Raw genomic sequence first — 25,521 nt, forward strand, 5'->3', positions numbered from 1 at the left:
AAGTGTTCCATCTCTATGTTTATGGTAGAGGCAGAGGACTATTATGATGTTGCAATAATAGGCTCTGGCATAGTTGGGCTCTTCATATCCTACATGCTTGGTAGGATGCAAGGGGAGAGGAGGCTCAAGATCATCTGCATAGATAAGGAGCATTCAGTTGCACTACATGCAAGCAGCAGGAACTCTGGAGTTATACACTCTGGCATACATGCTAAGCCTGGAACCTTGAAGGCTAGGTTCTGTGTCAAAGGTAACAGGATGATGTATAGCATACTAGATGCATTGAGTATACCATACAGGAGGGATGGTATGCTCATACTATGCACTGACGATAACATGAATGCGTTGGAGGAGTTGCAGAGGAGAGGTTATGCCAATGGTGTTGATAAGATTAGATTTGTGTATGGGGATGAGGTAAGGAGTATAGAGAGGTATGCTAAGACAGATACAGGCCTGCTGGTAGAGAGTGCTGGCGTTACAGATCCATCAAGGCTTGCATATGCGCTTTATGAGTATTCAAGTACATCTGGCATAGAGTTCGCCTTCAACAGCACTGTAGTAGGTATAGATGAAATGCTTAATGGTTACAGGATAATAGTAAAGGATGGTAAGGGTTCAGAGTATAGTAAGAGTAAGAGTATAATTGCTAGGCTTGTTGTGAATAGTGCAGGAACTCATGCAGATGATATAGCATATCTTGTTGGGTTGAAGAGGTATAGGATCTATCCATGCATAGGGGAGTACTATCTTGTAAGGAGGAAGCCATACCTAGTTAACTCGCTTATATACCCAGCACCAACATTCGATTATAGAGGTATAGGGATACATCTAACAAAGAGGTTAGATGGTACAATAGCTATAGGGCCTAATGCAATATATGTGGATGAGAAGGATTATGATGATAGCAAGTTTAAGGATGTTGTGAATAAAGGTATCGATGAGTTCTACTCTAGAGCATCTGAGATGATCCATGGAATAAGCAAGGATGATCTTGAGTATGGTTACTATGGTATAAGGGCTAGGCTTGCTGGATATGGGAGCAATGAGGAGCCAGACTTTGTTATAGAGGAGTATCCAGATAACTTCATACACCTAATAGGTATAGAATCTCCAGGGTTCACAGCATCTCCTGCAATAGCAGACCATATAATAAGTATGATAAGGGACAGACTTCATATTTCATCTGAGTAATGTAATATTATGCTTTGTTGCATAACTCGATAACATAGTCATTCAATAACTTTATCAACGCTATAAACCATGTTAATTTACGGGATATAAAGATTCTTTATTCAGATACCTTAATGAGAGGAGTAACATATTCTATCATAAGTGCATGCTATAATATATTGAGGGATAGAGGTTAGTTGGTATTGCTAGATGAAGCATAAAGAATAGAGGTAGATAACTACTCTATAGCATAAGAAGATTACCCCATCCATAATTCTAATTGCTATCATCTGCTCTTTATCTTCTTAAAGGTAATACACCTGTAATAAGAAGGAATATGCTAGATTAATTGATGCTGAAAGTGATAGTATAACGTGTTAATGTGATTAAGTAGGTTCTTATCCTGACACTATCCCCTAAACAAAAACAAACATTTAAATAATAAATGATGGCGCATTTACCGATGGAGTTAGAGAAACTATACAAGAAGGGCAACGTAGCAAGGGCTGAAGATGGTTCTCTTCTTCTCGTCAATGATGACAAGGTAGCGTATTCTGTTAATGAGGTGGTTATAATGATATGGGATGTATGCAATGGCATATCATTCAAGGAGTTGGTTAATGTAATAGCAAGTAGTAGTGGAGAGGACACTGCTCAACTCAAGCCAGCATTGGAAGGTCTGATAAACGAGATGGTAGAAGCTAAACTCATAGAGATAAGGTAATCCATCCAATAGATAGGAGTGAGGATAGTAAGAGTAGTAATTATAGGGAGGACTCTGATGCTTAACTTTCTTTATGACATCATTTATACGCTTAACCCTTCTTCAACCCTATTATGAATCCTACACCAAACCCTCCAAGCAGGGGTATGTTTGTTAGTATTGGGGTTGCTGGAACTGCCAACTGCCCTGCTATACTACTCCCTATCTTACCAAACGCTTCCTCGAACTTTGCATAGTTTATTACTATATACCCATTGTACTCAAGGTAGAGTAGTGCTATGAAGAATACGCCCAGTATGAATAATGCTACCTTGGTTATCTTCTTTATTGCAAAGCCTATGAAGAAGCCTATTATCCCTCCTATGGCTATCTGAGATGTTAGTAATCCTCCTATTCCAAGTGGGTCCATGCTGATTATTGTATGGAGCTGCTTTATAATATTACAGTCAAGGCAGGGTGCTTATCTTGTAAAAAATATCATGGTTAATTGAATAGCCTTGATATCCTTGCCCCTACATTCACTACAGTGTAGAAGAGCGCTGATGCTACTATTGATGAGAGCAGTGCTGCTTGATAAGGCTGCATACCCATGGTAAGAGAGTGGTAATGCATATATCCTCTAACAACAGCATACACCATCTCTGCAACTGATAGCGTTGCTATCAACTTCCTTGCATCCATGAGCACCCTTCTCCACACTATATTAGAGTATTCATCCCTATACCTTCCTTTATTATCCTTGTAGTAGAGATATGCAAATAGCGGTATGTATATGCCATACTCTACAGCAACGCTCATAGTTGAGTTAATAGCAGCGCTACTATCCATTGCATAGTATGCCTCTGCAATAAGAGCACTTGCTATGAATGCGCATACTCCTGCTATAAAGATGTTCTTGTTGAGCATTATATAATCCCTATATCTATTTAAAATCTCAATTCCTAGGCTCATAAGATATAAATAGTTAAACCTATATTAAAGGTTTACATACTTCTAAGAAGATTAGCTTAATTTCTTCCATATAGTCCTATCCTTATGATCAACCAACTCTATCCCCTCTGCCCTAAGCATCTCCCTTATCTCATCTGCCTCCCTGTAACGCTTCTCTGCCCTCAACATGCTCCTCCTCTTCACCATCTCCTCTATCCTTGCCCTCTCCTCACTGCTAACCTCAGCCCTCTTGAGGCCTAGGATGAAGAGCATATCATTGAGCCTTGGCATAATCGTCTCAGCAACGCTAACATCAAGCATATCCTCCCCAGCATACCTATTAACTGCCTTTATGGATGTAAGGAGGGATGCTATTGCATTAGGTGTATCAAGATCATCATCCATCCTATCCATGAAGATCTTAAAGGATTCATCAACGATACCCTTCAACTCATCTACAACTGCCCTTCCCCCTTCCCCTTCTCTAGCAGGTATCTTCATGGCATGCTCCAACTCATACAACGCATTCTCCACATCCCTCCATACAGCAAGTGCCTGCTTGAGGAGCATCTCATCATACTCTAGGGGCTTCCTGTAGTGTGCTGATAGGCAGTATAACCTTATTGTATTTGCACCCCACCTGCTTAGTGCAGAGTGTATTGGCTCTATATTCTTGAGGGATTTTGCCATCTTCTCCCCCTTCACATTAACCATACCAACATGAACCCAGTGCTTCGAGAACTCTTTGCATGTTAATGACTCTGATTGAGCAATCTCATTCTCATGGTGTGGGAATATAAGATCCTCACCTCCCCCATGTATCTCAAAGGTCTCTCCAAGGTACTTCATACTCATGGCAGAGCACTCTATATGCCATCCCGGCCTACCTCTACCCCATGGGCTATCCCATGATGGCTCATCATCAACAAACTTCCATAGCGCAAAGTCTAGAGGGTCTAACTTCTCCTCATCAACCTCAACCCTTGCACCTGCCTTTAGTTCATCTATTTGCTTCTTTGATAACTTGCCGTAATCTTCATCCTTTGCTATATGGAAGTATACACCCTTGCTTGTTCTATAAGCATAGCCCTTATCCATCAACCCCTTTATGATTCTATGCATATCCTCTATATGCTCAGTTGCCCTTGGATAATGATCAGCCCTTAACACGTTAAGCCTATCGAAGTCCTTGAAGTACTGCTCTATGAAGTACTCAGCAAGCTCCAATGGCTTTATACCCTTCTCCCTTGCTGCCTTGATTATCTTATCATCAACATCGGTAAAGTTCTGAACGAACCTTACCTTGTAGCCTTTATACATAAGATACCTCCTTATAACATCAAAGACTATTATAGTTCTAGCATGGCCTATATGCGAGTAGTCATAAACAGTGACTCCACAGAGGTACATCCTTACCATCATACCATTGCTAGGCTTGATCTCCTCAACCTTTCCGCTTAGTGTATTATAAAGCCTCATCCATTCATCAATCCTCTTTGCTACTACTCTACCTTCTCCAACCTTGGCCTTATGAATACCTTCCCTCCCATGATGATTATTGGCCTCTCTATTAGGCTTGGGTCATTGCTCATCATCTCTATTATCTCCTCATCGGTGTAATTGCCATTGATTATATCCTTGTATGCCTTGCTCTTCCTCCTCACAAGTTCCCTTGCACTTACCCCTGCCTGGGCAATTATATCCCTTATCTCATCCTTGCTTAGTCTCTCCTTGAATATATCCCTCAACTCCAGCTCATGCTCCTTGCTGAGTATATCTATGCTCCTTCTACATGTTACGCACTTGCTGTAGTGATAAACCTTCACCTTATCCATGTATCTCCTGAATAGATACTCTCTTATCTACTTACTTCCACCAGAGCGCAAGTGCTCTATCCCAGCCATGTGAGACCTCATACCATATCACCTTGCACTTATCCTTATCCCTCTCACCAAGATCCATATACTCTGATTCTATGCCAGCACCATATGCAAGGCATGAGATATCATGGTACTGCTGCCTGTACGTTAGGTATAGACTGCTTGGATGCCTAGCCTCTATCTTACCTTCTCCTTCATGTACTGCAAGTATTTTGTAGAGCATGATGAGAAGATCTACATCACCATCCCCATCCTTAACAAGCATATAGAAGGCAAAGTCATCTACAAGTGATTCCTCTCTACTGCCTGTGTGGAGGTCTGCTATCCTTATAGCAGCATGTCCAATCTCATGGTATACTATGTACTTTATGAATACGTTGAAGGCTTTATCCTTGCTAGAGGCTATCCCATTGCTATACATACTATCAACCATATCGCTTACCTCATCAAGTGCCTCAACACATAGCACTATCTTGCTGACTTTGCGAGTGTAAACCTCATACTCTGTATATGCAGCATACCATACATCGCCACAACTTGACACCAGCATGGGTATATCGTATGGCAGTTTGAGCCTAGAGTTGAGTGATCCAACGATCTGGTCTATTGCATCTCTATACCTACTTCCAGCATCATACCTAACCTTAAAGTCTCCCTTATCCTCCCTGTAAGTGTACCCCTTCAGACCATCCTCAGCACTCTTCAACCTTTCCTTTAGAGCATCGTAATCAGCCTTCAACTCTTCAAGCGTTCTAAGCGTACGTTGATGCTCCTCTTTACTCCTGTTAAGCTCATCCTGAGTCTCAAGCAACTTTGTTCTAGTGCTCTTCAACTCATCCTTCGCATAGTTAAGGTCCCTCTTGCTCTTCTCCAACTCCTCCTCAGTAATACTCAACCTCTGTTTGGTACTGTTAAGTTCCTCATCAATGCTCTTGATCTTATTCATTGCAGAGTTCAGTTCCTCCCTACTCTTCTCAAGTTCAGACTCTTTATCTTTAAGGTTCTGTAGTGTATTATCAAGCTCCTGCTTGAGCATCTTATTATCCTGAACAATGCTATTAACCTCAGCCTTCAACTCATTACTCTCAGCATAGAGTACTATGCTAGCAATACCAGTTAGGGATGCTAGTGCAAACCCTATAACAGCAACTATAGCATGGCTATTCATAAAATGGTGTTAGTGTAGATAGTAATATGCTTAAATAAGTAATGTTGTGAACAAACGGGAGTAGAGTATATAGGCTAACTTGCCTTCATCCAGGGTTTGAGGAGCTCATTCCAAGCGTTGAGTGCAGATGAGTACTCATGGGAGCATCTATATGCCCTCTCACTAGGCAGATCATTGCTATCATACCTTAATGGATCACTCCCATATGCTAAGCATAAGATATCATAGTATCTCTGCACAAAGAGCATATGTGTATCCCAGTATCTGCTAGAGGTAGTAGTAGTAGAAGTAGCATACTTATCCTCCCTCATTGCATCGTACAGCCAGATTAGAGGATGTATATCATCTCCATCATTAAGCATCATAACAATGGCAAAGTTATCTGCAGCATACTCTTGCATACCAACTATAGGCAGTTTATACACATCTATGAGTGCATGTGCAACCTCATGGTAGAGTAGAAACTTCACTAGCATAGAGAAGTTCCCAACATCATCTGGATAGAGTCTCATGAAGCTGTTTATGCTGGAGTAGCAGAGTACTATCCTCTTTCTCATCTGCTCATAGTAGCCAGATGCGTTCTTACATCTATCATCCTCATCAACCACCACTTCAATATCATGAGGAAGTATGAACTTAGAGTTCAATGCATCAACGTATGCATCAAGTACCTTCGATCTACTTAATATCTTATGCTTATCATCAATATACATGATCTTGAAATCCCCTCTATCTTCAACCTCCTTACCCTCTAATCCCTCCTTCAATCTTTGTTCTAGAGAATAATCAAGTATATGATTCAATGCATTATTATTACTACTACTATTATTATTATTATTTTCATCTTTGCTATTTATGTTAACTAACTTGTATCTTACATCATTCAATACTTCATTAATCTCCTTTAACTCCATCATTTTAGAATCTATCTTCTCAACCTTCTTATCTATAGCATCATACCTATTCTTTAGGTAATCAAGTTCAGCACGTATATTATTAACACCCAATCTATCGGATTGGTTCATCTCTGTAGTAATGTTGTATGCTAGCAGTATATTTGTGATCCCTAGTGCTATCGCTACTGCTGCTAGCGCAAAGAGTATTGGCTTATTATGCTTCTCCTCCTTCATACTCATAAACATTATCATGTATATCCTTATACTAAATAGTAGTATGTGTCATCTATAACTTACACCTTAAATATGAGTACTCTGCATCATCCATGATGGAGAACATAATAGCAGTTTACTGCAATAGCAACACTACTAGTAAAGACATTAATTCTCAAGATATACCAAGGCATGTAAGGAATAGGCTTGATACAGCAAGTAACCTCTTCTCTAGACTTGCTAGGTCACATGCAGATGAGAGTGTAATAAGAATCATCTTCTTTGCAAGGAGCAAGGATGAGGCTGAACTTTATGCAAGGCTTTCTTCTCTTCCAGATGCTAGGGTTGAGGAGTGCATCAACATAGAGGATATGGTTGAGAAGGTCCTTGCTACAATAGGCTTCTATGAAAGGAGGAAGGATAAGGCTGGTAAGGAGATGCTTAACATAAGTACAAGTAAGAGGGTATACTTTGTACTCTCTAACTGGCAGTGGCAGTACATAGAGCCATTGCTTAGGCTGAAGGATCAGCAGTTTAGATTCTTCTTTGAGGGAGCACTTGATGAGAGGAGTGCAGAGGAGATAGAGGCTGATAGGAGGATGGAGAGTGTAGTCAAGTTAAAGGTAGAGAACTCAATAGTAGATAGGTTCATGGGCATACTTGCTAGCGATCTCAAGGGTTGAAGATGAGTAGGTAGGCAGGCAGAAGCAGAGCAAACCATCTATATGTTAAGTGAAAGTATTTTATACTCTACAGATTAATACGCCCCATGCTAGACCTTTACGCTGTTCTTAAACTTGTGGAGCAGGAGGTTGAAGAGATGAAGAGGAGGCAGCAGTATGTTATAGCAGCATACCAACAGCAGACAAGAGAGGAGTTAGCAAAGAGGCTTATTGAGGCTGGAGAGCATATACTTGCTGCAGCAGAGGCAAAGGTTAAAGAACTCAATGCAGTAGAGTATGGCAAGCCTTACATCATCTCTACAGATAGGCATGTACTCTACATAGCAGTGAAGAGGTTCAGTTATGAGCATCTTAGCGTAAGCATAGATCCAATAGTCTATCCCACGCCATTCAACCTTAGATTCATAATAGATGAGCCGTGCGTAGCATTGCATAGTATATCATCAAGCACAGGTATACTCTCACTCAACAAGAAGAGCATAATAAGAGGGGTTGATGCTGTAGAGCAGGTTGATAGCAGTGCTATAGATGAGATAGTTAGGCTATGGTTAAGGGATTACGATGATGAGTCAACTGCTGCTAGGATCATCAGAGGACTAGCATCGCTTAGGAGTATGAGTAGAGTGGTTGAGTATATACTAACCTCTGGCAGATATGTTAGGATGAGCACAATATACAGGTGTGATGATCATGACTTTGAGCCCATGCACAAGCATGAGACAATGGTGCCTAGTAGCTCTGTAAGGGATATAATAAGATACTACCTTAACGTATGAGCAGTAGTATAGATGGATAGATTGTATAATCTGCTATAAATTGAATTAACATGCTGATAGAAAGGTTATTTATGTAGTGTTAATAAGCAATGGTATGGTAGATTACATGCTGCTCTACCCTAGGACTGTAAGCCTAGTAAGGGGGCTAATACACCTTATCAGGAAGGATGAGGTCAAGGATGGTCCACTCTACCTTCTAGTTAGGAGGGATGCTAGAGATATAATGGAAGCGTTTCTAGCAGAGGGGTTCCATAAACTACTCTTCTGCGAGAATAGGAAGAGGATGCAGATAGGTCATGGGCTTACAAAGATGCTCAATAAGGGATGGGAGATGCATGTTAGGCTCATGCGTGTTAATGGCATAGAGGATGCTATAGCAGTTGGTGGAGAGGTTGAGATATCAAGGAGGTATATACAGCATATATTCAGTGCTAGAGGGGCAGTGCTGTATGAACTTGCAGATATGCTCAAGAGGAGTGGTATAGATTACAAGATATGGAATGCTAACCTTAACGAGTATGTTAGCAGGATAATAGATAACCATCAGATAAGGCTTAGAGGAATACCATTGCTTGTACCATGGGTACCTTCATGCTTCGTTGGTGGAGGATATGGACTCATACACCTGCTCAGGTTCCTTGGCATGATATAAGGTGATAAATAATAAGCACTTCTTAATTATTGATAGTTGATGTATGCAAGGTTGGTACACAGGAGCCTATCCCAGGCAGAGGTAGAGGTTTTATTCAACCTTCTCAGTGAAAGGTTTGAGGTTGTAGAGGAGATAATAAGGGATGATGAAGAAGAGGAGGTTGTTTTTGGCTGGGATGAGGGTTATGAGAGCATCAGTAATAGCAGTAGCATTAGTAAGGGAGGGAGGATAGATAGCATGCTGATGAGTATATTAAGCATAGATCTTCCAATACAGTATGATGCGAACTTTGTAAAGGATATTGGGTTTGAGAGATGGGAGGCGTTGAAGGAGGTGATCAAGAATATAAGGTGGAGGAGAGGCAAAGGGGTCTTTGCATTCAGGCTAAGGTTCTTGGGCTCACAAACTATAGTATTCAGCATAGTGTATAGAGGTAGTGGCAAGGTATTCAACAAGGCTATAGAAGGGATAGAGTATGTTGTTGATACAATTCAATTCAGATCCATCCCAGATGCTAAGGAGATATGGTTTGTATTCTCAAGGGAAGAGATGAGATGGAGGCCAAGGAGTGCTTACATTGATGGTAAAGAGTACAGGTATGTAGAGGGTAGATGGAATAATAATAATATAACATGAGCGTTTGTTGCTTAACATGGCGTTGCTTATTTATTGCAATGGTTATTCATTAGCACTCAGAAGCGAGTGCTCATTGAGAATATCACTCAACTCCCTATACTTCCTATCTATAAAGTCTACAGCCTCATCTAGCCTCTTGCTCTTACCATACCTGTACCTAACCAGCTCCCTATGCCTCCAGTAACTGTTGTTCTCATCTACTGCAAGTGTTGTGAAGTAATCTGGTCCCTTTAGGTGATCTGGGAGCTTTATGTTGTAAGGCAGGATATACTCAACTATGAACCACTCATCCCCATCAGGGTAATCGCACCCAGTCTGTAGATCGAAGAAGAGATGTAGGTGCTCATTCAAAGTAATCCCCTGCCCATCTATATTTGGATGCTTCACGCTTGACCTCTTGTAGTTGCGCTTCATAAGTTCTGGCTCAAAGTATGCACTAACTATAGCCCTCCTTAAGATCACATTCGCCTCGCTTAAATTCAACAAGAGTAACCCGTTATAGTATTTTATAACTTTTTAACTTAACCGCTCATTCTTATTATAATGCATGGAGGAGGAGATGTATACATCAACCCATTACATCACTATTATTATCATCATCTACTCTAATACTCCTCCTCTCCGTAACTATCATGTTAACTCTAACATCCATCCTACTATGAGGTATACTACTCAACACCTGAAAGTCGTATGCAAGTCCAATCCTTACAGCATCCCTATTCATGCTCAGATACCTATCATAGTAACCCTTCCCATAACCTATCCTGTGGCCATGTTCATCCCATACAAGCCCTGGTACAATAACAAGGTCTGGCTTAACCACCTTGCTAGGCAAGGGTTCAAGTATGCCGTATCTGCCTATGGTTAGATCAATCGCAGGGTCTAGAACCATGACAAATACCATAGTGTATCTATCCTCTATCCTTGGATAGGCAAGTATCTTACCCTCCTCAATAGCATATCTAGCAAGTGTAGAGGTATCAACCTCTGAGCCTATTGGGCTGTAGAGACCAACTATACTTGATGAGTTGAACTCATCAGTCTTTAGAACCTTCTCCTGTATTATACTACTTGCCCTGATCATCTCTTCCCTGCTAAGCGAGTCCCTTAGGCTCATCATATACCTCCTCAACTCCTGCTTCCTCATGCGTATGGTATCCTCCTCTTCCTCATCCATCTCTCTTACCATCCTCAAGTATGTTAATGGCAAAGAGTAAGTTAGGCTATCTATTATCTATCTATCAACCATCTCTACATAACATCTTCTATCTATCTGTATATCACTCTCACAATCTAACCATCAAGTTCAGCCAGATCTATACCCTCGTTAAGCGCTGCTGCAATAACAGTGTTCCTTAATAGCATAGCAACCGTCATGGGTCCAACACCTCCAGGCACTGGGGTTATGTATGATGCCTTCTCCATAACACCTTCATCTGCATCACCAACTAGCCTACCATTTACCCTGTCTATACCAACATCTATAACAACTGTACCATCCTTAACCATATCCTTGCTAAGTACAAACTTTGATCTATCACCTACTGCAGTAATCAGTATATCTGCCTCTCTACACCTCTCTTTCAGGTTAGTGGTCTTTGAGTGGCATACAGTAACTGTTGCATCCATGTGGAGGAGCATAATGCTTAGAGGCTTGCCTACTAGCACACCCCTATTGATTATAACAACATGCTTACCTGCTGGGTCTATCCTGTACTGCTTCATCAACTCAACTATTCCAGCAGGGGTGCATGGGAGGAGTTTTGCAACATCATATGCTAGTAAGCCTATGTTGAACGGTGTTAAGCAGTCAACATCCTTGCTTGGCTTTATCATGCTGGTGATGAGGAATTGGTTGATATGCTTTGGTAAAGGGAGTTGTACAAGTATGCCATGTACCCTCCTATCCTCATTCAGCATGGTTACCAGTTCTATGAGTTGGTTAGTGCTGTAATCCTCTGGTAGATGGTGGTTTATGGTCTTTATACCAACCTGCTCACATGCCCTATGCTTGTTCCTTACATATGTTGCTGATGCCTCATCATTCCCTACAAGTACTGTTGCAAGATAAGGTTCTACACCCTTCTCCTTCAGCCTCCCAACAGCCCTTCTAACATGTTCAGTTACCTTGCCTGCAACACTCTTACCATCAATCAGTACTGCTACCAAGCCAAAGATTACTCTTGGTTAAAGCAATTAAAATCTTCCTCCATGTATATATCATTCTTTATACCCAAGCCTATCCATCATCCTCTTTATGGATGCAAGTTCCCTTCTAAGCATGGATACATGCTCCTCAAGCATCTCTATCCTACTCTCAAGTAATGAGTAGAGTACAAACGCATCATCCCCTCCTTCTCCATCCTGCTTACTCATATTCATCGTTACATATATTAGAGGCTTTATTAAGCAATATGCAAAATGATAATCTAAAGATATACTTTCTATATACAAATTGCGTAATATAGATATAGGCTAGAGATGGGTTGAACGTTATGAGTGAGATTAACAAGCAGGAGAAGAGCAATGCTGTAATTGTGAGATGCGATAAGTGCAATGGTTGGTTGGCATCAACAAATCCTAGATTCATCGATGAGCATATAGCAAGTTGTTCAAGGTTCAAAGAGGGCAAGAAGGGTGTGAAAGGGATGGAGGCTGTGCAGGAGAGAGGTTATGATAAGTTAGTGATGTTGGAGCCAAGGATAGAGCATAACCAGATTGTAAGATGTATAGCAGAGATAGATGGTATGAGAACCAAGGTTATTGTATCACACATAAGGCGAGGTAAGTTCTTGGTCCTAAGCACTAGCGTATATGAGTATAGATATCTAGTAGGGAGGATAATAGATGCATCAGATATATGTGCAATAATACTATGATCTGAATCTGGTTATTTTAGTTTAGTATTATCCTTACCCTCCTACCCTCTATCCTTAACCTGCCTTCAGCAAATAACCTTACAGCTCTAGGATATATCTCATGCTCCTTCTCAAGTATCCTACTTGCTAGGCTCTCAACATCATCATCATCCCTAACCTCAACAGCCTCCTGCAGTATTATTGGTCCTGTATCAACCCCCTCATCTATGAAGTGTACAGTGCACCCAGTTATCTTTACACCATACTCCAATGCCTGCCTTTGAGCATTCAAGCCTGGGAATGCAGGGAGTAGGGAAGGGTGTATATTCATAACCCTCCACCTGTACAGTTGTACAAACTCTTTGCTCATTATCCTCATGAACCCTGCCAGGCATACAAGCCCGTTATCTGGTCTAACATCCCTCTCCTGAAGGCACTTAACTATCCTCTTATCATACTCCCAATCAGCACCCTTCTTACCATTATCATCTATAACTTGGGTATCAACGTTGTAATGCCTTGCAACATCAAGTGCCCTAACATTTGGTCTATTGCTTATAACTACCTTTGGTACTACACCCTTTATTGTACCATCCCTTATGCTCCTCAGTATTGCTTCCATGTTGCTCCCCCTACCAGATACAAGTATTGCAAGGTTTATGCTCATACAGTTGATGTTAATTGCTTTATATATAAGTGCATGGATGCTGCTATGCTGATGATGCATGGATATAGATGATGGGTAACAGATAACCTCATCATATGATAACTGTAAGAATAATACATAATGGTTCTTAATATTATAATATAGGTAAGGAGATCTATACTAAGATAATGGAGAGTAGGTGAGTGAGTATATGCTAGTATAGCTAGCATATTAGATGTATGGTAGGGTTGAGTTGAGTTGAGAGTAGTATGCTAGGCTGAGCATGACTCAAACCTTTATAAAGGCTTACAGAAGAGAGGTTTCAATTTGACTCCAGGGGTATAGCTGATTCCACTCTAAAAATACCATAACCATAACGATTAGGCAAAGTATAGGTGCAGTAGATTTACTATATTAGACAGGTGTTGCAGTGGATTAGATGAAAAGAGTATAGAGAGATTACATAATATGGCTCTAACATTCTCTTCCATCTTGTTGTTATGGTACATTAAATAAGGAGGGCGAGCAGTAGGCTATGCTCTGAATAGATCAACAATTCACCAAATCTTAATAAGGCATCTACTATCCCTTACTATGATGCTCATCTACTCAGACTCTGGCATGATAGTTGAGTATAAGGGAAGGAGGATTGCCCTAGACCCAAAGAACGATACAGGTGTAGACCTTGTATTTGTGTCACATGCACATACAGATCATATGCATAGATCATCAGATATAGGCAGGAGGGTTCTAGCATCAAGAGAGACGCTAAGGATAGCAGAGGCTAGAGGCTTTAGATACCCTAATGCTAGCAATGAGCCTGATCCAATGCTTGAGATGATAGACTCTGGTCATGTTCTAGGCTCTAGGGCACTCTTGATAGATGATAGGATACTCTACACTGGCGATATATGCACTAGGGATAGAGCATTCCTAAAAGGTGCAAGGTTGCCTAGATGCGATACCCTAATAATAGAATCAACATATGGGAGAAGGGGGTTTAGGTTCCCAAGTGTAGATGATGTTATACATAGGGTTAACATGCTCATAGCAGAGATGTACTCCAAGGGTATACCAGTAATACTCATGGGTTATCCATTTGGAAAGGCACAGATCATAACAAGTCTATTCAGGCACTGGAAGCCCCTCTACATACATGAGAGCGTAGCAAGGATGAACAGGGTGTACAGGGAACTTGGTATAGAGTTGGGTGATGATGATGCTATAGTGTATAGCATCGAGGGTGATGGCTATGGCAATAGCCTAAAGTATGGTCCATGGTTGATGGTTGCACCTAAGCAGAGCAACAACTCCCCATTCGTTAAGAGGATGAAGAAGCATCACAATGCTGTAACCATAGCATTTACAGGTTGGGCGCTAACCCATTGGCATTCAAGGTTCCATGACTACACCATCCCCCTGAGTGATCACTGCGACTTTTATGAACTTGTACAGGTTGTAAATGCATGTAAACCAAACAAGATCTATACCTTCCATGGATTTGCTGAGGAGTTTGCATCCCATCTTAGAGAGATGGGCTATGATGCAGAGGCTTTAGGTAGCAAGTGCAGCATACTTGACTACTTGTAGTAAGGGATTCAACGTAATGAATAATAGGGCTTCAACACTTGCATGGTATGTGTAATGATAAGGCATGCTGATGAGCTCTACACCTACAGGGATGAGGATGTTATAGGTATGCTTGATAATGTTGTTGGGGAGTGGGTTAGGAAGAGGTTCAGATCGTTAACCCCTCCACAAAGGTACTCTATACCAAGCATACTACAAGGGAACAACACCCTTGTTGCAAGCCCAACAGGCTCTGGCAAGACGCTCAGTGCATTCCTAAGCATAATAAGCGAGCTTGTAAGCCTTGCAAGGAGGGATATGCTTGAGGATAAAGTCTACTGTATATACGTAAGCCCACTACGCTCACTTAACAACGATATAGCAAAGAACCTTAGGGAGCCTCTGGAGGAGTTATCTGCAATAGATGCATCTGTAAGCAATATAAGGGTAGGGGTTAGGACTGGGGATACGCTACAGAGTGAGAGGGCAAGGATGCTCAGGAAGCCTCCCCACATCCTCATAACAACGCCAGAGAGCATAGCAATAGTGCTATGTGCACCAAAGTTCAGGGAGAGGCTCAAGGATGCGAGATGGGTTATAATAGATGAGATACATGAGTTATGCTCATCAAAGAGAGGTGTGCATCTAAGCCTTAGCCTTGAGAGGTTACAAGAGTTATGCACTAACAGGCTTGTAAGGATAGGGTTGAGTGCAACACTCCATCCATTGGAAGAGGTTGCTAGGTTCCTTGTTGGATATGAGGATGATGGAGAAGAGAGGGACTGTGTTATAGTTGATGCTAGGTTTGTGAAGCCCATGAGCATAATAACGATCTCTCCTGTAAGGGATATAGTACATGCAAAGGCAGATGAACTGAACAGGAGGATGTATGCTCTCATCAAGGATGTGATAAGGAGGAACAAGACCACGCTCATATTCACAAACACCAGATCTGGGGCAGAGAGGGTTGTATACCATCTCTCGAAGATGAATGTTGTTGATGCTGATGATGAGCTTGCTGCACACCACAGTTCACTCTCAAGGGAGATAAGGCTTGATGTTGAGGATAGGCTTAAGAATGGGAAGATGCGTGCAGTTGTTACAAGCACAAGCCTAGAACTAGGAATAGATATAGGGAGCATAGATGCTGTTGTGCAGATAGGCTCACCAAAGTCAATAGCAAGATGCATACAGAGGATAGGAAGATCAGGACACTCCCTAGAGTTGGAGTCAAAGGGCTACCTTATTGCAATGGATAATGATGATCTAGTAGAGGATGCTGTTATGTGCATGAATGCTATGCGTGGCAAGATAGATAGTGTGCATATACCAAGGAACTGCCTTGATGTTCTTGCACAGCATGTAGTAGGTTTGGCAATAGAGAGGAGATGGAGGGTTGATGATGCTTATAGGCTTGTGAGGAGGAGTTACTGCTACAGAGATCTCAGCATGGATAGTTTCAAGAGAGTGCTAAGGTACCTTGCTGGGATGTACAAGAGCCTTGAAGGGCACAAGGTGTATGGCAAGATATGGTACGATGAGGCTACTGGCGAGTTTGGGAAGAGGGGCTCTACAGCAAGGATGATCTATGCTACCAATATAGGCACTATACCAGATGAGGTTGCTGTCAAGGTCTATACAAGGGATGGGAAGTGGGTAGGGAGCATAGAGGAGGAGTTCCTTGAGCGCTTGAGCCCAGGGGATATATTCGTGCTTGGAGGCAAGACATACGAGTTCATATCAAGCAAAGGTTTAACAGCAGTAGTGAGGAGTGCTGAAGGGATGAGGCCAACCATACCTAGTTGGTTCAGCGAGATGCTACCATTGAGCTTTGACCTTGGGGAGGAGATAGGGAGGCTTAGAGGTGAGATATTCTCAATGCTGGAGGAGGGGATAAAGGCTGGAGAGATGGGTGAGGGTGGTAGTGGTAGTGGTGGTAGTAGTAATAAGGAGAAGAAGAGAAGGAAGGGTAAGGGTAGGGGTAGTAGTGCTAGGGATGTAGAGAGGTTGAAGGATAGGATAGCAAGGATGTTGATGGAGAGGCTATACACCGATGAGAATGCTTCACATGCAATAGTTGAGTACATGTATGCACAGTACAGGTTCCTAAGGGTGTTGGGTATAAAGGATGATCCAAGCGATAGGAACCTATTGGTAGAGCATTACATAGATGAGCAGGGTAAGCACAACCTGATATTCCACTGTGTATTTGGGAGGAGGGTTAATGATGCTCTTGCAAGAGCATATGCATACGTTGCTAGGGTTATGATGAGGAGGAATGTTGCTGTAACAGTTAGCGATAGTGCATTCATGCTAACCCTTGGGGAGTATGGTGAGAATGGTGAAGATATCATATCAATAGCAGAAAGGATAATAGCATCTGTCAACTCATCAAACATAAGATCCCTCCTACTCAATGCTATAAAGAGTACAGAGATGGTAAGGACAAGGTTCAGACACTGTGCAACAAGATCACTCATGGTACTTAGGAACTACAAGGGTTATGAGGTTACAGTTGCCAGGCAGCAGACCAATGCTGAGATACTGATGAGGTTATGTGAGAAGCTTGATGGCTTCCCTGTCCTAGAAGAGACTTACAGGGAGGTTATGGAGGATCTTATGGATGTTAATAGGGCAGCACAAGTGCTCAAGGATGTTGAGGAGGGTAGGAGGAGGTTCATAATCTTCAATGCTAGAGATGTGCCATCACCATTCAGCCACATGCTCATAGTCTCTGGCTATAGCGATGTTGTGCTCATGGAGGATAGGAAGGAGATGCTTGAAGCACTCCATGAGATGGTGATGAGGAGGATAAGTGCTTGCTAGTAGATAGATAGATAGGTAGAGAGCATTAGGTATGCATGTGTATTTATGCATCTATGCAGGTAATAAGCAGTGGATAAATAAAGAATATACTTAACATCTGCCTCATCATCTTCAGTATCTGCCCATGATAGAACTCATAGAGTTGGAGGAGGGTGTAAGCATAGCAAGCCCATATCCATGTATATACCTAGAGGAGCATGACACACTGTTATTTGCAGATACACATCTTGGATTAGAAGAGCATAGGGAGAGGTTAGGCATACACATACCATACCCTGTTACTGAGCATATAATAGACTGTATAGTAAGGCCAGTCAAGGAACTCTCGTGCAAGAAGGTAATAATACTAGGGGATGTGAAGCATGAGTTTGGTAGACCTAGTGCAGAGGAGTGGTACTCACTGAAGAAGCTTGTTAACATTCTACGCAGGAGTAACTGTGAGTTGGAGGTTGTTAGAGGTAACCATGACAACTACATAATCTACATCCTCAATGAGTTGAGTGTTAAACTTCATGATCCCCATCTACTACTTGAGTGTAGCAAGGGAAGTATACTGCTCATCCATGGCCATCTTGAGAGCAAGGTTATGTATGATAAGGATGTAAGGCTTGTGGTTATGGGGCATGAGCATCCATCGATAGCAATCAAGGATGAACTTGGCATAAAGCATAGGTTCAAGGCATTCCTGTATGGTAAGGATGTGATAAGCAAGGATGCTGTTGATGTTGATCATGCCTGTGTATCTGGTAGGAATAGCAGTATATCACCTAAAGGAAGTGTGATAGTACTCCCATCCCTATCTCCATTAGCCTATGGCAATCCATTGAATGAGAATGCTATGATAAAGAGTCCTATATTGAGGAGTATAGGGGTAGAGGGATTAACACCATATCTTATAGAGGTTGGTATGATGGTTAAAAGATTCCCTGAAGTGAGGTATCTCATGCCTGCTCTATAACATCAATTGTTCTATCCATTTGTATATCCATTTACTCGTATATCTCTTCACTCCATCCATCCATCTAATTATTATTACTACTACTGTCACTTGTTATATGAATCCCTGAAGTATGGGATGACCTTCCTCCCGAATAGTTCTATGTTCTTGTAGTACCCTTCTCCCCAGAACCTTATTATGAAGTGTTCAACCCCACTCTTTATGAACCTCTCTATACTTGGTATAACATCATCAGGCTTCCCTATGCCTATTGCTGATCTTGCAATGCTATCAGGGATCTGCTGTGCTGCTTCTCTCATCTTCTGCATCAGATCAGGCCTTGACATGGCATATTCTGTGAAGTATTGTCTAAAGTCAAAGTCCTTGGGCATATCCATGTTGTATACCTTGAGCAGTTCAGGCTTGTAGAGGCTAACCTTAACTGCACTCCTCAACTTGAGCCATGCCTCCTCAGGATCGTCTGTAAAGTATACATCGAAGTCTAGACAGCGTTCAACAACATCCTCTCTACCATAAGCCTTTGCCTTCTCTGCTATTATCCTTGAATGGTACTCATACAGCTCTGGTGTATATGCTATTGGTAGCCAGCCATCACCATACTTTGCTGTTATCTCCAGCGTTCTTTGTGCACCTGCTGCTATGAATATTGGGGGTCTAGGTTGCTGTATGCTCTTAGTCTGAAGGCATGCATTATTCAGCCTATAGAACTTCCCTTCAAAACTGACCCTCTCATCTGGAGAGGATCTGAAGAGTAGCTGTATAACTTGGAGTTGCTCCTCAAGTCTTGATACAGGCTTATCCCATTGTATGCCAAAGTCGTTTATGTTTTGTGCTTCACCAGCACCAATGCCTAGTATTGCTCTACCCTTTGATACCCTATCAAGCGTTACTGTCTGGAGTGCAACTGTTGAGGGGTGCCTTCTTATAGCATCTGTAACACATGTACCAAGCATTACGTTCTTTGTAACTTGGGATGCAGCAGCAAGCAGTATCCAAGCATCATTAACTATTGCCTTTGGCCACTGGGGAACATTTGTATGATCCATACTCCATACAGAGTCATAGTTAAGCCTATCTGCAAGCATGTATGCCATGAGTTGCTGATCCTCTCCAAGTCCTAGCCTAGCAACATTCAACCCATTCTGTATCCCAAACTTTATCCTACCATCTCTTGCCATGCAATTACTCATAGGCAGGTTACTAATAAACTAATTTGTAGTAGGATGGTGTTGTAGGCAATCACACCCTTCAGTATTAACATCTCTGCATCCTATATTAAATTAATGCCCTACTATGAACGAGATTAAAAAGAATATGTAGTTTATGCATTTATTGCATAACCTTTATCACAGCCCTACCCTTTATCCCTCCCTTCTCAAGCTTCTCAAATGCCTCATTAACCTCCTCAAGCTTGAACCTCTCAGAGATAACGTTGGCAACATCTATCACACCTTTACTTGCCAATGCTATTATCTCTGGCATATCTATCCTAGGCTTCCCTCCATAAGAGCCTATTATATGCACACCCTTCCTAACTAGGAAGTTTATCTCGAACCCTGCCTCATTACCCTTTGATGATAACCCTACAAGCACCGCCCTTCCTCCAGACCTTACAGATCTTATGGCAGCACTTATCGTATCCTTCATCCCTATAACCTCTATGGAGGCATCGACACCCCTTCCATCTGTTATATCCATTATTGCCTTAACAGGATCCTCCTTCTTTGAGTTTATAACATGCTTTGCACCAAGGCTCTTAGCATACTCCAACTTCTCATCCCTTATGTCTATTGCTATAACATCTGTGTTGAATACCTTGCTTGCTATCTGCACAACGTTGCTACCTACACCACCTATACCATACACAGCAACCTGCTCAGCAGGCTTCAGCGAGGCATTCCTACATGCTCCATATGCTGTCATTATTGCACATCCAAGTATAGAGGCATCATCTAGGTTCATGGTATCTGGTACCTTGAATACTGAGGTTGCTGGTATTACAGAGTACTCTGCATGTGCAGCCATAGAGTACATGTACACAGCGCTCCCATCCTTGGCTGTTAACCTGCTAGTGCCATCGTAGTAGACCCCCTTCAGCCTGTTGTAGTTGTAAAAGTTCTCACATAGATCCTCATTACCCCTTATGCATAACCTGCACTTCCCGCATGGGAGTATGAATGGTCCAACAACCCTATCCCCTCTCTGCACATTATCAACCCCATTACCAACACTCTCAACTATGCCAGATACTTCATGCCCTAGCACTGCTGGCAATGGGAATGGTATATGTCCTCTAAGCACATGTAGATCTGTATGGCAGAGTCCTACAGCATTCACCCTTATTAGAACTTCATTATCCTTTGGCTTTGGATCGTTCAACTCCTCTATCTTGAGTCCAGAGTCTATAGATCTTAGTACTGCTGCTCTCATGGCAGGGATTAATGTATATGCATACTTAAACTAATCTATCTGGATGAATGAGATGCTGTAGCATATAATGACAGAGAATAATATGAATTGCTATTATCTATCTATCTCCTCCTTTGCTGCCTACATCACTCCTCTTCTGCATTGGTACATACTCACAGCCTAGAGGTCCACAATATCTCCCAACGTATGTTGCTGCTGGCCTGTAGAGTACTGGCTTAGGCTGTGCTTCAGCAAACTTCTCCTCTATCACATGTGCACACCAGCCAGAGATCCTTGCTATTGCAAATATGCATGTGTATAGGTCTATTGGTATGCCCATGGAGTAGTATACAGATGCACTGTATAGATCAACATTAGCATATATCTCAACCCCCCTTCTTCTCCTCACCTCCTCCTTTGCAACCTGCTCCATCCTACTCGTTATGGAGTACCACTTGCTTCCTGTCCTTGCTGCTAGCCTTCTACTCATCTCCCTCAAGATCTTCGCTCTAGGATCATCTGTCTTGTATACAGCATGCCCAAGCCCCATTATCTTCTCTCCAGCATCCAATCTAGCATTAACCCAATCCTCAACCTTGCTCTCATCCCCTATCTCTAGAAGGTTCTTCATCACAGCAACGTTTGCACCACCATGAAGATCACCAGACAATGCTGCTATAGCAGCACATATACATGCATACATATGCGCCCTTGTTGATGCTACCTGTCTTGCAGCAAATGTTGATGCATTAAAGCTATGCTCAGCATGGAGTATAAGGCATACATCAAACATCCTTGAAATCTCTCTATCTGGCATGCTATCTAGAAGCATGTAGAGTGTATTTGCAGCATGGGATAGATCAGGATTGGGTTCAGGTATAGGCTTGCTACTCCTTATAGCATTCCATGTAGCAACTATGGTTGGTAGCTTTGCAATTAGGTTTATACTCCTCTCTAGGTTTGCTGGCTTGCTCTCATCCATAGGATCGTAATCAGCAAGCATTGATACAGATGAGATGAGCACATCCATTGGTCTAGCATTCTTTGATCTATGCAGCATAGCATCTATAACCTCTCTTGGTAATGCTCTTGCCCTCCTTAGACGCTCATCGAACTCATCCAGTTGCTCCTTGGTTGGTAGATCGCCATAGAGAAGGAGGTATGAGGTCTCCTCGAATGTGGAGTTCTTTGCAAGATCAAATATATCATAGCCTCTGTAGAGCAATCTACCATTCTCCCCATCTATAAGGCAGAGCTTGGTATCTGCAACCTCCACATTCCTTAGCCCTATGTTCTTTATGCTGAACACATACTTACTTTTGCTAGGGGATTATTAAAGTTAAGTCCATGCATCATGCTAGAAAGGTGTGGAGATGCTATGAAACGTTAATATAATTTATTAACGATAATAAAGATATGGTTTGGGTGTATGTTGTGATAGGATTGCTTATAATACTGGTTCTTGTTGTGCTACTCAAGGGAGAGAGGAGGCCTCTATATGGCAAGTATCATGCCACTGATACATTGACCATATGCTTATCATGTGGTAGCAGGTTTAGAGGCTCCAAATGCCCATACTGTGGGTTTGAGCATGCAGAGCATAAACTATAGGGGGAATACTACTGGATTATCAATTGTAGATGTATCCTTTACCATCGCTATACTATCCCTTATATACTTTGGAAGGGCAAAGTAGGCATGATGTGCTTCACCATCATAATGCTTGAGTGATCTGATATCTATACCCCTTGCTCTAAGCCTCTCTTCCACCTCTTCCTTGCTTATGAGTAGAGGATCATACATCTTGGATGCAAGTATGAAACCTGATAGGTTTGCATAACATGATATATAGGTTGCATATCCCCTAACAACAGGAAATACATGCCTTAATGTGTTATGTATTATAGCATAAGCCTTTGCAGATGGATGGAGTAATGTTGCCTGTGTTACAAATATGCCATCACTGCTCAGTATACCGTTGATGGTATTGAAGTACTCTAACGTGTAGAGCATCCTAGATGGGCTATCCTGTTGAGGATCTGTAAGATCCTGTATTATTACATCGAACTGCTTACCTGCTTTAGAGCATCTCTGCACATACTCCTTGGCATCCTCTATCAGTAGAAGAACCCTTGCATCATTGTATGAATCATTATGCATACTTGCTAGATACTCTTTGCTCAAGGAGATCATATCCTCATCTATATCAACCATGACCACACTCCTTACTGTATTATGCTTAAGAACCTCTCTAAGGCATGCTCCCTCTCCTCCTCCAAGTATAAGCACATCCTTAGGCTCTCTGTGCGTTACCATTGCAGGATGCACTATAGCCTCATGGTAGTAATGCTCATCTCTCTCAGATGACTGTATCAGACCATCTATGATAAGCATCTTGCCAAAGTTCATAGTATCAACTAGTTCTATATACTGCCACTTTGTACGCTTGGCAAGTATCCTCCTCTTTACCTTATGGCTAACCTTGAATCCAGGGTATGTCTCCTCTACTACCCATTGCTCATTTGATTCGCTCATACTCTATCGCCATTCCCCTCTCCATACTGTTTGTATAGACCTTCTTGGGTCTCAGCTTCAACTCTATGTACTTCAAAGCCTCGTATGGGTTGCTGTTAGTGCCACAGAGGAATATATCAACAGATGCAAATGAGTACTCTGGCCATGTATGTATTGCTAGATGCGACTCTTTCACAATAACCACGCCTGTTACACCATGAGGCTCATATCTATGGAAGATAGTTCTAACTACACTCATGTTACCTTTTCTTGCTGCCTCCTTCATAACCGCACGTAAGTACTCTACATCATTGAGTATACTAGCATCGCATCCATACATATCTGCAAATATGTTATATCCAAGTGCACCCAATCCCCCCTATTTACTCTCTCCTATGCTCTTTTTAGTATTTCTACTATGAGAATGCTAACATGCTACTTCAGTGAATGCTAATAATCAGTAAGGGTAAAGTATATCCATGCTAATTCCATATTCATATATCCTTTATAGATACACTTTTATCAACCCCCTTGGAAGTAATAACATGAGATATACACCACTTGTACTTATAACCATACTCATGCTATCCAGCATTACTAGTGTAATTGCTGATGGTAACAGCAATGCTGGCAGTGGTAGTGATGATGTGTATATCTCATATGTAGAGATCATACCTTCCAGTCTTATTGTTGGGGATACGTTCAAGATAAAGGCAGTTGTTGTTAACAACAGCAACGCAACTATAACATACAGAGGTCTCTGTGAATCACCAATATCTGCAGAGTTTGATGATCATGTTATAGTTGAGTATGTACCAGCATGCCTTGGTTTTACCATAAACGAACTCAAGCCTGGAGAGAGTGTAGAGGTTATAGGACCATCATCAGGTATAGTGTATAAGGCAGGATCTGCAGGGTTGACAAAGGCAGTAGTAACCTTCACCTATTATGTAGGTGATAGTGTTGAGAAAGTAACCAAGGAGTTCACATTTGATATAAATGATGGGAAGAACGTAGTGGTTGATGAGCAGTTCAAACTATCAATGAACCAAGGAGCAAGGATTACAGATGGTATAGATCTTGCTGTTAGGCTAGTTGATGTGCTTGAGGACTCAAGGTGTGCTGAAGGTGTGTACTGTGTACGTGCAGGTAGTGTAACGATCCTACTTGAGGTAGAAAGTATCTATGGCATAATGTACCTTGAGCTTGCAAAGGGAGATAGGGGTCCTGATACAGTGAGGATAATGAACTACACCATAAGGCTGCTTGATGTACAGCCCTATCCAAAGGTTAATGAGCATATAGAGAAGGATGAGTATACTGTAACACTGATAGCATCAAAGAGCATACCAATGGAGCATGCTGCAATCAAGGCATACAGCCATGATGGTGAGAAGATGATAGTTGTATGGAATGAGCATAGCAAGAGAGGGTTCATGATAAGCAACTCAAAGTTGTTAAGATTAAGCGTGGAGCAGAGTAAATGCATAGACATGAACTATGATAAGTGTTTCAATGCAATAGTAGTTATGGAAGATGGCAGTAAGGCTATTTCTGTTGCTATAGATTACAATGATAGCATGGAGATGCTGGTTGATGGGAAGATATTCATAATGAAGAGGATGCTAGTACTCTTCAACGATACTCACATAGAATATAGCAGGATTATGATAGGCAAGGGCGAAGGTGATGGTTATGGTAGTGATGATGGTGGTGTTGATGCAACGTTAGTAGTTACTCATATAGATGGATTTAATGAGTCCGTTACTGCAGTAAACCACTACAAGTATCCAGTGAGAGGGTATAGAGATGCTATGCTTAAGTTAGGCGATGGTGTAAGCAATGGCTGTACCATAACTCTTAAACTCATAGGATTCAAAGTAGATGCTGAGGGTATAGAGGAACCAAAAGCCGTATTCATAAGGGAGGTTATAGATAGGGATAGGTGCCTCATGCACGCAAGTAGACAAACATCACTACTACAATAAAAGACTTGATATATTGACAAGTTGA

Annotated in this window: 28 protein-coding genes; 12 read left to right on the plus strand and 16 right to left on the minus strand. The window is 41.8% G+C overall.

What is annotated here, in order from left to right:
• Positions 1 to 21: 21 nt before the first annotated feature.
• Both CRG89_RS04415 and CRG89_RS04420 read left to right on the plus strand, forming a co-directional pair.
• Positions 22 to 1,191 carry an NAD(P)/FAD-dependent oxidoreductase gene (locus CRG89_RS04415; RefSeq protein WP_158648715.1) on the plus strand — a complete coding sequence of 390 codons (1,170 nt, stop codon included), beginning with the start codon at positions 22 to 24 and terminating at the stop codon, positions 1,189 to 1,191.
• A 442-nt stretch (positions 1,192 to 1,633) separates the two neighbouring features.
• Positions 1,634 to 1,894, plus strand: coding sequence for a PqqD family peptide modification chaperone (locus CRG89_RS04420; protein WP_103287117.1), 261 nt, complete (start codon positions 1,634 to 1,636; stop codon positions 1,892 to 1,894).
• A gap of 91 nt (positions 1,895 to 1,985) precedes the next feature.
• On the opposite strand, the gene CRG89_RS04425 is transcribed toward CRG89_RS04420, so the two are convergent.
• From CRG89_RS04425 to CRG89_RS04450, 6 genes are all read right to left on the minus strand, one after another.
• Positions 1,986 to 2,303: an FUN14 domain-containing protein gene (locus CRG89_RS04425; protein ID WP_103287118.1), complete on the minus strand. Its 318-nt coding sequence runs from the start codon at positions 2,301 to 2,303 to the stop codon at positions 1,986 to 1,988.
• 74 nt (positions 2,304 to 2,377) lie between these two features.
• On the minus strand, positions 2,378 to 2,845 hold the full coding sequence (locus CRG89_RS04430) for a hypothetical protein (protein ID WP_148695183.1): 468 nt from the start codon (positions 2,843 to 2,845) through the stop codon (positions 2,378 to 2,380).
• A 51-nt stretch (positions 2,846 to 2,896) separates the two neighbouring features.
• Complete coding sequence (cysS, locus tag CRG89_RS04435) at positions 2,897 to 4,303, minus strand: cysteine--tRNA ligase (protein ID WP_103287120.1); 1,407 nt, start codon at positions 4,301 to 4,303, stop codon at positions 2,897 to 2,899.
• Between the two features lie 23 nt (positions 4,304 to 4,326).
• Positions 4,327 to 4,659 carry an ArsC/Spx/MgsR family protein gene (locus CRG89_RS04440; RefSeq protein ID WP_103287121.1) on the minus strand — a complete coding sequence of 111 codons (333 nt, stop codon included), beginning with the start codon at positions 4,657 to 4,659 and terminating at the stop codon, positions 4,327 to 4,329.
• A gap of 31 nt (positions 4,660 to 4,690) precedes the next feature.
• A complete protein-coding gene (locus CRG89_RS04445; protein ID WP_103287122.1) occupies positions 4,691 to 5,872 on the minus strand; it encodes a DUF4344 domain-containing metallopeptidase in 1,182 nt (393 codons plus the stop codon).
• Between the two features lie 74 nt (positions 5,873 to 5,946).
• A complete protein-coding gene (locus tag CRG89_RS04450) occupies positions 5,947 to 7,008 on the minus strand; it encodes a DUF4344 domain-containing metallopeptidase (protein WP_158648716.1) in 1,062 nt (353 codons plus the stop codon).
• An 86-nt stretch (positions 7,009 to 7,094) separates the two neighbouring features.
• Between CRG89_RS04450 and CRG89_RS04455 the strand changes: the two genes are divergently transcribed.
• From CRG89_RS04455 to CRG89_RS04470, 4 genes are all read left to right on the plus strand, one after another.
• Positions 7,095 to 7,664: a hypothetical protein gene (locus CRG89_RS04455; protein WP_103287124.1), complete on the plus strand. Its 570-nt coding sequence runs from the start codon at positions 7,095 to 7,097 to the stop codon at positions 7,662 to 7,664.
• 86 nt (positions 7,665 to 7,750) lie between these two features.
• On the plus strand, positions 7,751 to 8,440 hold the full coding sequence (locus tag CRG89_RS04460) for a hypothetical protein (protein ID WP_103287125.1): 690 nt from the start codon (positions 7,751 to 7,753) through the stop codon (positions 8,438 to 8,440).
• Positions 8,441 to 8,534: 94 nt separating this feature from the next.
• Positions 8,535 to 9,092, plus strand: coding sequence for a hypothetical protein (locus CRG89_RS04465; RefSeq protein WP_148695182.1), 558 nt, complete (start codon positions 8,535 to 8,537; stop codon positions 9,090 to 9,092).
• Between the two features lie 39 nt (positions 9,093 to 9,131).
• Entirely contained in the window at positions 9,132 to 9,728 is a 597-nt protein-coding gene (locus CRG89_RS04470; RefSeq protein WP_103287127.1) for a hypothetical protein, read from the plus strand.
• Positions 9,729 to 9,770: 42 nt separating this feature from the next.
• Here CRG89_RS04470 and CRG89_RS04475 read toward each other — a convergent pair whose 3' ends face one another.
• The 4 genes from CRG89_RS04475 to CRG89_RS08725 form a co-directional block, all read right to left on the minus strand.
• Complete coding sequence (locus tag CRG89_RS04475; RefSeq protein WP_103287128.1) at positions 9,771 to 10,211, minus strand: hypothetical protein; 441 nt, start codon at positions 10,209 to 10,211, stop codon at positions 9,771 to 9,773.
• A gap of 85 nt (positions 10,212 to 10,296) precedes the next feature.
• On the minus strand, positions 10,297 to 10,938 hold the full coding sequence (locus CRG89_RS04480) for a 5-formyltetrahydrofolate cyclo-ligase (RefSeq protein ID WP_103287129.1): 642 nt from the start codon (positions 10,936 to 10,938) through the stop codon (positions 10,297 to 10,299).
• Between the two features lie 83 nt (positions 10,939 to 11,021).
• Positions 11,022 to 11,897 carry a bifunctional 5,10-methylenetetrahydrofolate dehydrogenase/5,10-methenyltetrahydrofolate cyclohydrolase gene (locus CRG89_RS04485; RefSeq protein WP_103287130.1) on the minus strand — a complete coding sequence of 292 codons (876 nt, stop codon included), beginning with the start codon at positions 11,895 to 11,897 and terminating at the stop codon, positions 11,022 to 11,024.
• A 51-nt stretch (positions 11,898 to 11,948) separates the two neighbouring features.
• On the minus strand, positions 11,949 to 12,104 hold the full coding sequence (locus CRG89_RS08725) for a hypothetical protein (RefSeq protein ID WP_158648717.1): 156 nt from the start codon (positions 12,102 to 12,104) through the stop codon (positions 11,949 to 11,951).
• A gap of 119 nt (positions 12,105 to 12,223) precedes the next feature.
• Between CRG89_RS08725 and CRG89_RS04490 the strand changes: the two genes are divergently transcribed.
• Positions 12,224 to 12,607, plus strand: a complete 384-nt coding sequence (locus CRG89_RS04490; protein ID WP_103287131.1) for a hypothetical protein — start codon at positions 12,224 to 12,226, stop codon at positions 12,605 to 12,607.
• Between the two features lie 16 nt (positions 12,608 to 12,623).
• Here the strand turns inward: CRG89_RS04490 and purN are convergent, their stop codons facing one another.
• The gene (purN, locus tag CRG89_RS04495) at positions 12,624 to 13,253 is read right to left on the minus strand and encodes a phosphoribosylglycinamide formyltransferase (RefSeq protein ID WP_103287132.1); all 630 of its coding nucleotides are present in this window, start codon (positions 13,251 to 13,253) and stop codon (positions 12,624 to 12,626) included.
• 573 nt (positions 13,254 to 13,826) lie between these two features.
• Here purN and CRG89_RS04505 point away from each other — a divergent pair.
• From CRG89_RS04505 to CRG89_RS04515, 3 genes are all read left to right on the plus strand, one after another.
• On the plus strand, positions 13,827 to 14,822 hold the full coding sequence (locus CRG89_RS04505; RefSeq protein WP_103287134.1) for an MBL fold metallo-hydrolase: 996 nt from the start codon (positions 13,827 to 13,829) through the stop codon (positions 14,820 to 14,822).
• Positions 14,823 to 14,864: 42 nt separating this feature from the next.
• A complete protein-coding gene (locus tag CRG89_RS04510; RefSeq protein ID WP_158648718.1) occupies positions 14,865 to 17,627 on the plus strand; it encodes an ATP-dependent helicase in 2,763 nt (920 codons plus the stop codon).
• A gap of 124 nt (positions 17,628 to 17,751) precedes the next feature.
• Positions 17,752 to 18,585 (plus strand): metallophosphoesterase, encoded by an 834-nt coding sequence (locus CRG89_RS04515; RefSeq protein WP_103287136.1) that lies wholly within the window; start codon positions 17,752 to 17,754, stop codon positions 18,583 to 18,585.
• Between the two features lie 86 nt (positions 18,586 to 18,671).
• On the opposite strand, the gene CRG89_RS04520 is transcribed toward CRG89_RS04515, so the two are convergent.
• The 3 genes from CRG89_RS04520 to CRG89_RS04530 form a co-directional block, all read right to left on the minus strand.
• Positions 18,672 to 19,763 carry an LLM class flavin-dependent oxidoreductase gene (locus CRG89_RS04520; protein WP_103287137.1) on the minus strand — a complete coding sequence of 364 codons (1,092 nt, stop codon included), beginning with the start codon at positions 19,761 to 19,763 and terminating at the stop codon, positions 18,672 to 18,674.
• 151 nt (positions 19,764 to 19,914) lie between these two features.
• Complete coding sequence (locus CRG89_RS04525) at positions 19,915 to 21,015, minus strand: zinc-binding dehydrogenase (RefSeq protein WP_103287138.1); 1,101 nt, start codon at positions 21,013 to 21,015, stop codon at positions 19,915 to 19,917.
• A 97-nt stretch (positions 21,016 to 21,112) separates the two neighbouring features.
• Entirely contained in the window at positions 21,113 to 22,303 is a 1,191-nt protein-coding gene (locus CRG89_RS04530) for a citrate/2-methylcitrate synthase (protein WP_197706563.1), read from the minus strand.
• 107 nt (positions 22,304 to 22,410) lie between these two features.
• On the opposite strand from CRG89_RS04530, the gene CRG89_RS04535 reads away from it, so the two are divergent.
• Positions 22,411 to 22,605, plus strand: a complete 195-nt coding sequence (locus CRG89_RS04535; protein WP_148695181.1) for a hypothetical protein — start codon at positions 22,411 to 22,413, stop codon at positions 22,603 to 22,605.
• Here the strand turns inward: CRG89_RS04535 and speE are convergent.
• A complete protein-coding gene (speE, locus tag CRG89_RS04540) occupies positions 22,600 to 23,529 on the minus strand; it encodes a polyamine aminopropyltransferase (RefSeq protein WP_103287140.1) in 930 nt (309 codons plus the stop codon). The two genes, CRG89_RS04535 and speE, sit on opposite strands and share 6 nt — an antisense overlap.
• Positions 23,513 to 23,881 carry an adenosylmethionine decarboxylase gene (gene speD, locus CRG89_RS04545; RefSeq protein WP_103287141.1) on the minus strand — a complete coding sequence of 123 codons (369 nt, stop codon included), beginning with the start codon at positions 23,879 to 23,881 and terminating at the stop codon, positions 23,513 to 23,515. The genes speE and speD overlap by 17 nt, the downstream gene beginning before the upstream one ends.
• 172 nt (positions 23,882 to 24,053) lie before the next feature.
• Here speD and CRG89_RS04550 point away from each other — a divergent pair, with 172 nt between their 5' ends.
• Positions 24,054 to 25,496, plus strand: a complete 1,443-nt coding sequence (locus CRG89_RS04550; protein WP_103287142.1) for a hypothetical protein — start codon at positions 24,054 to 24,056, stop codon at positions 25,494 to 25,496.
• The last annotated feature ends 25 nt before the right edge of the window (positions 25,497 to 25,521 follow it).

The sequence above is a fragment of the Candidatus Nitrosocaldus islandicus genome (genome assembly GCF_002906215.1).
Taxonomy (GTDB): Archaea; Thermoproteota; Nitrososphaeria; order Nitrososphaerales; family Nitrosocaldaceae; genus Nitrosocaldus; species Nitrosocaldus cavascurensis.